10 protein-coding genes are annotated in these 7,335 nt (G+C 68.6%); 6 read left to right on the top strand and 4 right to left on the bottom strand.

The features are described from left to right. Positions 1-256: 256 nt before the first annotated feature. Positions 257-1,228: an aldo/keto reductase gene (locus V7053_RS15180; RefSeq protein ID WP_334173106.1), complete on the top strand. Its 972-nt coding sequence runs from the start codon at positions 257-259 to the stop codon at positions 1,226-1,228. Positions 1,229-1,249: 21 nt separating this feature from the next. Here the strand turns inward: V7053_RS15180 and V7053_RS15175 are convergent, their stop codons facing one another. Then, the gene (locus V7053_RS15175; RefSeq protein WP_334173105.1) at positions 1,250-1,732 is read right to left on the bottom strand and encodes a 2'-5' RNA ligase family protein; all 483 of its coding nucleotides are present in this window, start codon (positions 1,730-1,732) and stop codon (positions 1,250-1,252) included. A 50-nt stretch (positions 1,733-1,782) separates the two neighbouring features. On the opposite strand from V7053_RS15175, the gene V7053_RS15170 reads away from it, so the two are divergent. From V7053_RS15170 to V7053_RS15160, 3 genes are all read left to right on the top strand, one after another. Then, positions 1,783-2,706 (top strand): D-isomer specific 2-hydroxyacid dehydrogenase family protein, encoded by a 924-nt coding sequence (locus V7053_RS15170; protein ID WP_334173104.1) that lies wholly within the window; start codon positions 1,783-1,785, stop codon positions 2,704-2,706. Then, positions 2,706-3,632: an aldose 1-epimerase family protein gene (locus tag V7053_RS15165; protein WP_334173103.1), complete on the top strand. Its 927-nt coding sequence runs from the start codon at positions 2,706-2,708 to the stop codon at positions 3,630-3,632. Before V7053_RS15170 ends, V7053_RS15165 begins: the two co-directional genes overlap by 1 nt. Before the next feature lie 77 nt (positions 3,633-3,709). Further along, entirely contained in the window at positions 3,710-4,039 is a 330-nt protein-coding gene (locus V7053_RS15160) for an STAS domain-containing protein (protein WP_334173102.1), read from the top strand. A gap of 3 nt (positions 4,040-4,042) precedes the next feature. Here V7053_RS15160 and V7053_RS15155 read toward each other — a convergent pair whose 3' ends face one another. Together V7053_RS15155 and V7053_RS15150 are read right to left on the bottom strand one after the other, a co-directional pair. Further along, complete coding sequence (locus V7053_RS15155; protein ID WP_334173101.1) at positions 4,043-4,354, bottom strand: putative quinol monooxygenase; 312 nt, start codon at positions 4,352-4,354, stop codon at positions 4,043-4,045. A 22-nt stretch (positions 4,355-4,376) separates the two neighbouring features. Next, entirely contained in the window at positions 4,377-4,652 is a 276-nt protein-coding gene (locus tag V7053_RS15150) for a YciI family protein (RefSeq protein WP_334173100.1), read from the bottom strand. 33 nt (positions 4,653-4,685) lie between these two features. Here V7053_RS15150 and V7053_RS15145 point away from each other — a divergent pair, with 33 nt between their 5' ends. Further along, entirely contained in the window at positions 4,686-5,417 is a 732-nt protein-coding gene (locus tag V7053_RS15145) for an NUDIX hydrolase (RefSeq protein WP_334173099.1), read from the top strand. A 19-nt stretch (positions 5,418-5,436) separates the two neighbouring features. Here V7053_RS15145 and V7053_RS15140 read toward each other — a convergent pair whose 3' ends face one another. Next, a complete protein-coding gene (locus V7053_RS15140) occupies positions 5,437-6,717 on the bottom strand; it encodes an aminotransferase-like domain-containing protein (RefSeq protein ID WP_334173108.1) in 1,281 nt (426 codons plus the stop codon). A 131-nt stretch (positions 6,718-6,848) separates the two neighbouring features. On the opposite strand from V7053_RS15140, the gene V7053_RS15135 reads away from it, so the two are divergent. Next, positions 6,849-7,310, top strand: coding sequence for an SRPBCC family protein (locus V7053_RS15135; RefSeq protein WP_334173098.1), 462 nt, complete (start codon positions 6,849-6,851; stop codon positions 7,308-7,310). Positions 7,311-7,335 lie beyond the last annotated feature (25 nt).

Genomic DNA, 7,335 nt, shown 5'->3' with positions numbered 1-7,335 from the left:
CCCGTTCCTCCAAGCTCTGACCCGAGCCTACGCAGGGGGCCCGACAATCTAAGGCCGCCGGGCAGGAGGACCGGTTTATGCGGGACGTCCAGTGAGGGAGCGGACGTCCCGTGACGGAGCGGGCGTCCCGTGTGAGGGACCAAAACGGTCCCATGTAGCGCCCAACCACGTACTGACAGGGCCTCCTTGGGAGGGGGTACACGTCGTAGCGTCGATGAAGAGCCTTACGTACGTGACCTCAAGGGAAGGACCCGGCATGGAATATACCCGCCTCGGCACGTCAGGACTGCGCGTGAGCCGCATCGCTCTGGGCTGTATGAGTTTCGGCGACACCTCGCGCGGCTTCAGTGAGTGGGCGCTCGACGACGACGCGGCAGAGCCGGTCTTCCGGCAGGCCGTCGAGCTCGGCATTACGTTCTGGGACACCGCGAACGTCTACGGCTATGGCACGTCAGAGGAGATCGTAGGCCGTGCGATCAAGAAGTACACCAGTCGTGAGGATGTCGTGCTCGCAACGAAGGTCTTCTTCCCCATGCATGGCGGCCCAGGCGGCTCCGGGCTCTCGCGCAAGGCCATCCTGGAACAGATCGACGCTTCTCTCACGCGGCTCGGCACGGATTACGTGGACCTCTATCAGATCCATCGCTTCGACCCCCAGACACCGATTGAAGAGACCATGGAGGCGCTGCACGACGTCGTTCGCGCTGGCAAGGCGCGCTACCTCGGCGCCTCGTCAATGTGGGCCTGGCAGTTCGCCGAGATGCAGCACGCGGCCGAGCTCAACGGGTGGACGCCGTTCGTCTCGATGCAGGACCAGTACAGCCTGATGCAACGCGAGGAAGAGCGCGAGATGCTCCCACTCCTCGAGCACCAGGGCGTGGGCTCCATCCCATGGAGCCCTCTGGCCAAGGGGCGGCTCACGCGGCCATGGAGCGACCAGCAGACCCGGCGGGCGACGACGGATCCGCTCCAGAGCCGCTACTCCGGCGAGGGCGACAGGCCGATTGTCGACGCCGTGCAGCGCGTGGCCGAGGCGCGGGGCGTCCCGATGGCGCAAGTCGCGCTGGCTTGGGTCCTCAGCAATCCCGTGGTGACCGCTCCGATTGTCGGCGCGACCAAGCCCCACCACCTCCCCGATGCGGTGGCTGCGCTCGAACTCGAGCTAACCGAGGAGGAGGTCGCGGCGCTCGAGGAGCCGTACACGGTGCGGATGCCAGTCGGGTACTAGAGGCAGCCGGGCGGCAGGAGCCTACGGCCGTCGGGGCAGCCGCGCGACGGCGACAACCTGGGGGCGCCCCGGCCCAGGACCCGGTTCCATGTCGACGAGCGCGAGCTGAGTGAGCCGCAGCCGCGCGCCCTCCTCAGCGGCGCCGCACGTCGTCGTCGTGATGTGCGGGCGGAACCCCTCGCCTGAGTAGTGGGGCGAGTCGAAAGATGACCCGAGCGGGGCAAGGGCGTCGATGAGGGCGTCGTGAAGGGCACGGACGGCGGAAGAGTCGACGACGGCTGCCGGGGTGTCGTGCCGCGGTCCGAACAGCTCTCCGGGGCCGACGACGACCTCGATCGCCGCATGCGCGGAGGCGACCTCGCCCATGCGGTCGGCGAGCATCTGCGTCGTCGCCTCCGTCGAGAAGACCGGGGCCACCGTGATGTGCAGAGGCCAGTTGCGCACCGCGTAGCGCTCGCCGACCTCCATGGGGGCCAGGGGGAGGACGACGGCGAAGCGGTGCACCCCCCGATCCTACGGTCCGGCGTCGGGGGTAGGTCGCTAGGCTGAGCAATATGACCACGACACCCCGCATCGCGATCCACGGCGATCCTCTGCCCTTCCTCACCGACGCCATCGTCGGGGGAGGGGGCGCCGTCGTCGGCCTCCAGGAGCAGCCGGAGGGCCTAGTCCTCGACCACGGCAACGACAAGCACGCCCTCCAAGCCATCCTCGACGCGACCCCGTCGATCCGGTGGGTGCAGCTGCCCTCGGCCGGAATCGAGTCTTACGCGCATTCGCTCGCCGCCTACCCCGACAAGATCTGGACGAGCGCGAAGGGGGCCTATGCGAAGCCGGTTGCCGAACACGCGCTTGCACTCACCCTCGCGCTGTTTCGGCACCTGCCGGAGCGCATCCGGGCGCGGAGCTGGGGCCAGTCCGCGGGGACCTCGCTGCACGGTTTGACCGCCGTCGTCATCGGAGCGGGTGGAATCGGGCTCGAGCTCCTGCGGCTCTTCTCCGCGTTCGACATGGAGGTGGACGTCGTGCGCCGCACCGAGGCGCCAGTCCCCGGTGCGAGGCGGACGACGACGGCGGACCACCTCGCGGAGCTGCTGCCAGAGGCCGACGTCGTGGTAGTCGCCGCGGCGCTCACGCCGGGAACGTCGAAGCTCATCGGCGAGGCAGAACTCGCGGCCATGAAGCCGGGCTCCGTGCTCGTGAACATCGCGCGCGGGGGCCTCATCGACACGGATGCACTCGTGGCCGAGCTCGGCCAGGGGCGCATCCTCGGTGCCGGCCTCGACGTGACCGACCCCGAGCCCCTTCCCGACGGCCACCCGCTGTGGGACGAACCGCGCGCGATCATCACCCCCCACACGGCGGACACGATCGAGATGATCCGCCCCCTCCTCGGCGAGCGCGTCGAGATCAACGTCCGGCACCTCGCGATGGGGCTTCCGCTCGAGGGGATCGTGGATGCGGCGGCCGGGTACTGATGATCCGTCCTGAACTGAGGAGAGCTGTGGAGTACACGATCCGTGCAGGCGACTACACGGCCGTCGTCAGCGGCCACGCCGGCGCGCTGCGGAAGCTGACCTACCGGGGCCGGGATCTCGTCGTCCCCTTCCCGGAGGGCGGCCCGATTCCGGACTACCGCGGTGTCATCGCCGCCCCGTGGCCCAACCGCATCGAGGACGGCCGCTATTCGTTCGACGGCGTGGCCTTCCGGGTCGCCGTGAACGAGACCGAGCGCGGGTGCGCACTGCACGGGTTCGCCTTCGCGCTTGACTGGGATCTCGTGGCGGAGGACGAGCGTTCGGTGACGCTCGCGGTCGAGATCCCGGGCGGGGAGGGCTATCCGTCGTCGCTCCGCCTCGAGGCGGCCTATTCGCTCGACGGCGACGCGGGGCTCACCTGGAGTGTGCGCGCCGTGAACACGGGCGACGCCGCGGCCCCCTATGGCGTGTGCCCGCACCCGTATCTCGTCGCGGGAGAGTCACCGCTGGACGCGTGGGAGCTTGAGCTCCCCGCCGAGCGGTTCCTCGAGGTGACGCCCGACCGCCTCCTGCCTGTCGGGGAACGGGCCGTCGAAGGGCATGAGTTCGACTTCCGCAGCCCGCGGAAGATCGGTGCGACCGAGATCGACCACGCGTTCACAGGGATCGCCTTCGACGGCTATGGAACAGCACGAATGGCGGTGCGCGATCCCGAACGCGGCACAGGGGTCGGGATGGCGTGGGACCGGACGTGCCCGTGGCTGCAGATCCACACGGCGGACAAGAAGCCGCCGGCTCCCAACCGCCTCGGCCTCGCCGTCGAACCGATGACCTGCCCACCCGACGCCTTCAACTCCGGCACCGACGTCGTCCGTCTCGAAGTGGGGGCCGAGCACACTGCCCAGTGGAGGATCTACGCCCTCTGACCACCCCGCGCCGAGGGTACTTGGCGCGGTGCATACTTGATAGCGATGCCGATGGGGGCTAGCTGGGAGGAGCCGAAATGATTGCGGTCTCGGTCGAAGAACATGAGGGCTACTCCGAGATCGTGGTCAAGGGACGCCTCACCATGACCGGCGTGGGCCACCTCAAGAGCGCGGTCGCGGATGCAATAGCCCAAGGGCACCGTCTCCTCGTCCTCAACATGCGCGAGACGGAGTTCATGGATTCGTCGGGCCTGGGCGCGATTGTCGGGTGCCTCAAAGTGGCCCGCGAGGCCGGCGGCGACCTGCGCCTGGGCCAGATCAGCGAAGGGGTCGGCGCCGTCCTGTCGAGGACCAGCATGGACAAGGTCCTCGCTCCGAACGGCGTCGAACCCGCTGAGGATGCCTAGCGCCTAGAGCAGGCCCCGCTCGGCGCTCCCGGCGCTGATCGGCGTCATGGTCGTGACGGTCGTCGGCTCTGAGATGAAGGGCTCGACGGCCTTTCCGAGCGCCCCGACCGCCGACCCCTGCGAGTGCGCGCGGAGGCTTTCGGCGGACGTCCACTTCTCGATCATCGTGACGGTCCCGTCCTCCGCGTCGTGGATCGCGTAGAGGAGGCAGCCGTCCTCCTCGTGCACGGCGGGCATCGTGGCTTGGAGGGCCTCGATGAGCTGGTCCTTCTTGCCCTCGGCGGGGTGGAAGATGGCGGTGACGATGACGGGCATGCTGCTCCTTCGTACTTGCTTGTCAGTCGAATCGGACGGGGTCCCACGCGAGGATGCGCGGCGAAGCGAGGCCCTCGGTGACGAAGGGGTCGCTCGCGACGAACCGCTCGGCATCCTCGCGGGACGTGAACAACCCCATGGACCCATTGACCACGGGGTTCTCGAAGGTCCCGAGGGCCTTGACGCCCCCGCCGGCTGCGCGGAAGGCCTCGTAGTAGGCCTTGTGGCGGGGGAAGACCTCGGGCAGACGCGAGGCGTCGGCGCCCGGGCGGATGTCATAGAGGACCACGAACTCCATGAAGCGATCCTATAAGCGCGCGATACTTGGGGCATGCCAGAGAACCTCGCGGGCGACGCCGCGACCGTCGTCATCCTTCGCGACAGCTCCGGGCCGGCCGGAGAGACGCGGGTCGAGGTGCTCCTCCTCGAACGCCCGGGGCGCGGCTCGTTCGCTGGCGCGTGGGCGTTTCCGGGAGGGCGAGTAGACCCCGAAGACGCTCTCCCCGGCGATCCCGAGCCTCTTGCGGATGACGACGCAGCCGAGGACGCAGCTTTGGGGCCCGCCCCCCTCGCCGTCCGACGCGCAGCGGTGCGGGAGACTTTCGAGGAGACGGGCCTTGAGCTGGAGGGCGACGCCCTCGTCGACCTTTCCTGCTGGGTGCCGCCGCAGGAGGCGAAGAAACGGCTGCGCACCTGGTTCTTCCTCGCCGCCGATCCTGGCGGCGAGGTCGTTCTCAACGTCGGAGAGCACGTGGCGTTCGTGTGGATTGCACCCTCCGTCGCCCTCGCACGCCACGCGGCGGGGGAGATGACCCTGTTCCCGCCCACGTGGGTGACGCTCCACGGACTGGTCGGGGCCGAGGGTTCGGCCCTCGCGATCGCCGACGCGGCGTCGCGCTCGCCCGAGCTCTACGAAAGCGTCCAGCTCTTCGCGGAGGACGGGCAGATCGAGGCAGTCCTCTGGGCCGGAGACGCCCAGTACGGCAACGAAGCCGCCCTGGGCCCGGCACGCCACCGGCTGCATCTCCGCTCGCTCCCCTGGGAGTACGAGCGCCGGGGATAAGGCCGGAAGCGTCAGCGGGTCAACGGGCCTTGGCCGTGTGGGCGTCCACCGCCGCGCGGACGACGGGGGCGAGGCGCCGGACTCCCTCGCGGATCTGTTCCGGCGCAACTCCGCTGAAGGCGAGCCGGAGCTTGCTGCTCGGGACGTCCGACGGCGTGAAGGCGGCTCCGGGGATGAAGACGACGCCAGCGTCGATCGCCTGATAGAGCAGGGGGTACGTGTCGATCCCCTCCGGCAGGGTGACCCATACGAAGAAGCCGCCATCCGGCGTCGTCCATGTCGCCTCGGCAGGGAAGTACTCGGTGAGGGCCTCGAGCATGGCCTGGCAGCGCTCGGCGTAGACGGCCCGCGACTCGGCGAGGTAGGTGCGCCAGTCGAAGACACGGAAGAACTCGGTGACGAGGAGCTGCGTGAGGGTCGAGGGGCACAGGACCACGGCCTCTGCGGCAAGGTAGAAGCGGCGGTAGAGGTGCCGCGGCACGAGGGCCCAGCCGAGCCGGACGCCCGGGGAGAAGATCTTGGAGAACGAGCCGCAGTAGATGACGTCGTCGGGGTTGTCCGCGCGCAGCGGTGTGAGGGGGTGGCCGTCGAAGCGAAGCATCCCGTAGGGGTTGTCCTCGAGGACGAGGATGTTGTGGTCGCGGCAGATGTCGACGACGCGCTGCCGGCGCTCGGCGGCGAGCGTGATGCCGGAGGGGTTGTTGAAGCTCGGAATCGTGTAGAGGATCTTGATCCGCTTGCCCTCGGCCTCGAGCGCGGCGATCCGGCTCTCGAGATGCTCGGGAATGAGGCCCTGCTCGTCCATGAAGATTGGCTCGACCTGGACCTGATAGGCCTCGAACGTGTTGAGCGCACCTACGTAGGTGGGGTCCTCGACGAGCACCACGTCGCCCGGGTTGCAGAAGACTTTGGCCGCGATGTCCTGGGCCGACTGCGAACCGGTGGTGACGACGACGTCGTCCGGTGAGGCGCCGAGGATGCCCTCCTCGGCCATGATTTCGCAGATCAGTTCCCGGAGCTCCTCGGTGCCCTTGCCGCCCCCGTAGTGCAGCGCCGTCATGCCGTGCTCGCGGATGACGCGCGACGCCGTCTCGGCGACGAGGTCGAGGGGGAGCTTGGACAGGCTTGGCGAGCCGCCCGCGAGGGAGACCAGGCCCGGCCGGATGGAGATGTCGAAGACGTCGCGGACCGCAGACTGCTTGATGTTGTGGGCCCGCTCGGAGAACAGCGCCTCGTGGCGGTGGCTCGCCTCGGCACGTTCGAGTGCGGTCTGCGTTTCAGCGGTCAGTTCCACGGTCATGTCCTGTGATGTCACCCACACAGAGTAGCGCGAGGTTTCCGAATATGCACCCTTTGTTGTTTGAGATCCTTCCGGATCCGGAGGGCCTCGAGATGCGGCGCAGGTCACACTCCCGCGTCTACCATGCTGGTATGTCTGCCTATACCGTCACGCGCAGCGCCTTCATCCCCGCCCCGCCCGATCAGGTCTTTCCGCACGTGAACAGCTTCCGCAGGTGGACCGCGTGGTCGCCGTGGGAGGACCTCGACCCGCAGATGGAACGCGTGTACTCGGGCCCCGACGAGGGCTCGGGGGCGCAGTACGCCTGGATGGGCAATCGCAGGGCTGGCTCAGGCCGCATGGAGATCGTGGAATCGGTCGAGCCTCGGAGCATTCGCATCCGGCTCGAGTTCCTCAAGCCGTTCAAGTCGCTGAGCCCTACGGGGTTCACCTTCGAGCCGCAGGCGGGCGGTACGCGCGTGACCTGGTCGCTCGCGGGTGATATCCGGGGCGCCGCAAAGCTCTTCGCCCCGTTCATGAACATGGACAAGATGGTCGGCAAGGACTTCGAGAAGGGGCTCGCGCGGCTCTCGCAGGTTGCGGCGCCGCGCTGAGCCGGGCTGCTCGCTGGGCCGGACT

It is taken from the genome of Sinomonas sp., from assembly GCF_036848755.1.
Lineage (GTDB): Bacteria > Actinomycetota > Actinomycetes > Actinomycetales > Micrococcaceae > Sinomonas.
This window is presented reverse-complemented; position numbering and strand designations above follow the sequence as displayed.

What these genes read in the sequence shown, in the direction of transcription:
- V7053_RS15180 (WP_334173106.1), top strand. Translation starts at nt 257, where the DNA reads ATGGAATATACCCGCCTCGGCACGTCAGGACTGCGCGTGAGCCGCATC.
- V7053_RS15170 (WP_334173104.1), top strand. Translation starts at nt 1,783, where the DNA reads ATGACCACGACACCCCGCATCGCGATCCACGGCGATCCTCTGCCCTTC.
- V7053_RS15165 (WP_334173103.1), top strand. Translation starts at nt 2,706, where the DNA reads ATGATCCGTCCTGAACTGAGGAGAGCTGTGGAGTACACGATCCGTGCA.
- V7053_RS15160 (WP_334173102.1), top strand. Translation starts at nt 3,710, where the DNA reads ATGATTGCGGTCTCGGTCGAAGAACATGAGGGCTACTCCGAGATCGTG.
- V7053_RS15155 (WP_334173101.1), bottom strand. Translation starts at nt 4,354, where the DNA reads ATGCCCGTCATCGTCACCGCCATCTTCCACCCCGCCGAGGGCAAGAAG.
- V7053_RS15150 (WP_334173100.1), bottom strand. Translation starts at nt 4,652, where the DNA reads ATGGAGTTCGTGGTCCTCTATGACATCCGCCCGGGCGCCGACGCCTCG.
- V7053_RS15145 (WP_334173099.1), top strand. Translation starts at nt 4,686, where the DNA reads ATGCCAGAGAACCTCGCGGGCGACGCCGCGACCGTCGTCATCCTTCGC.
- V7053_RS15140 (WP_334173108.1), bottom strand. Translation starts at nt 6,717, where the DNA reads ATGACCGTGGAACTGACCGCTGAAACGCAGACCGCACTCGAACGTGCC.
- V7053_RS15135 (WP_334173098.1), top strand. Translation starts at nt 6,849, where the DNA reads ATGTCTGCCTATACCGTCACGCGCAGCGCCTTCATCCCCGCCCCGCCC.